Genomic DNA, 1,688 nt, shown 5'->3' with positions numbered 1-1,688 from the left:
TCAAGTAGAAAACAATGTACTTAACAAGATGAAGCAAGAGATATTAAACAAATACTTCTAGGCCACTAAATTATCATTTATTTGGCCATTTAGTTTAATTTTACTATCCAACAGATATAATTCATTTGATATTTTTTCTTGAACATCCTTACTAGGTAATTCTATTTCCAAATTTTCTATATCGCTAGGTTTCACTGAAGGGTAAGTTGATGTAGACGTCTCACCTATTTGTTGAAGCATTTCCGTTACCTTATCAGATGATAGAAAAAGATAAAGATAATATGGATCAACTTTTCTAGTTTTAGGACTAACTACAGCAAAACCAGTGCTATAAACTGCATTATTAGGCTGTTTATTTATAAAACCTATATGTCTTTGATTAGGTCTCACAGTTGATATTACTGTATCTCCTATATTTGCTTTTCTTCTTGCCCTACTAGGTGCGTCCTTAAAACTTAAATATGTTTTGTAATTTTCAAAATAATTATCCGTAACTGAACTGGTATCCAAATAATTTAGCTGTCCCACGTAATTTTTACCTATCGTTTCAAGGTTAATCTCTGCAATATCTTTTACTTTCACATTCATCACCCTATATATTTTCTATGTGCTATTTTTACGTTTTGCTGTTTAACCATTGCATAATGCAAAGTTGTATCAATTCTCTTATGCCCTAATAGCTGTTGTAGTTGTTCTATCGGCATACCCTTATCAATTGCTACTGTTGCCAGCGTTCTTCTAAACTTATGTGGATAAACTTTAACTAGCCCTACTTTTCGACCTAAATTTTTAAGCCTTGATTCTATACCACCAATCGTTAATCTTGATCGCTTTTTATTTAATGAAACAAATAATGCATCATTATCATCATCTCTACTACTCAAATAGTTTTGCAGATGCAATTTAGTCCGTGCGTCAAAGTAAGCTACTCGTTCTTTGCCTCCCTTTCCAAATACTACACATTCTCTCTCTTGAAAATCAATATCACTCCGATTTAGTAATACCAATTCACCAACTCTTACTCCAGTTGAAGCCATAAAATCAATAATTGCCAAGTCTCTTAGGTAGGTACAACTATCCCGAAGTTTTTCTAACTCTTCATCAGAATAGGTTTCTTTAACAATCTTTGTTACCTTAACTTTATGTATTCTCCTAGCGGGACTTTTAACTATGTAGTCTTCATCCTCTAACCAGCTAAAAAAGCTAGACATAATTCTTCGCATGTTATCTATCGTAGTTTTACTAGATCTGTGTTCTCTTTGATAAGTCGTCAAATACTCCCTTAAATCATCCGTCACTATTTCCTTTGCATTTTTACCGATTTTTCTTAATGTTTTGGTTATGGTAGCTTCGTAATAAGCCAAGGATTTTTCCGAACATCCCTCAGCTCGTTTAGCCGCAAAAAACTTATCCAACAAAAAAGTATTTGTTTGGTCTTCTTTAGAATTATTGGCTAATATGCATTTACCCAGAACCTCTTTTAACCTCACCAATTGTAAATTGTTCAAAAAAGGCAACATTTCTCTAACTATCTTGTCTACTTCTTTTTTTTGCATAGTGTACTTCTCCGTTTTTAAAGTATTACACCACACAACGTTAGTTTTTAGGTAAATGATAATTTAGTGGCCTAGAAGTATTTGTTTAATATCTCTTGCTTCATCTTGTTAAGTACATTGTTTTCTACTTGA

Annotated in this window: 2 protein-coding genes; both read right to left on the bottom strand. The window is 32.5% G+C overall.

What is annotated here, in order from left to right; genetic code table 11:
• Positions 1-57 precede the first annotated feature (57 nt).
• The gene (locus BN52_RS07270; RefSeq protein WP_008473799.1) at positions 58-588 is read right to left on the bottom strand and encodes a restriction endonuclease subunit S; all 531 of its coding nucleotides are present in this window, start codon (positions 586-588) and stop codon (positions 58-60) included.
• Positions 588-1,556, bottom strand: a complete 969-nt coding sequence (xerA, locus tag BN52_RS07265; protein WP_008473798.1) for a site-specific tyrosine recombinase/integron integrase — start codon at positions 1,554-1,556, stop codon at positions 588-590. Before xerA ends, BN52_RS07270 begins: the two co-directional genes overlap by 1 nt.
• Between the last annotated feature and the right edge of the window lie 132 nt (positions 1,557-1,688).

This window comes from Lactobacillus gigeriorum DSM 23908 = CRBIP 24.85 (genome assembly GCF_000296855.1).
GTDB classification, from domain to species: Bacteria; Bacillota; Bacilli; order Lactobacillales; family Lactobacillaceae; genus Lactobacillus; species Lactobacillus gigeriorum.
This window is presented reverse-complemented; position numbering and strand designations above follow the sequence as displayed.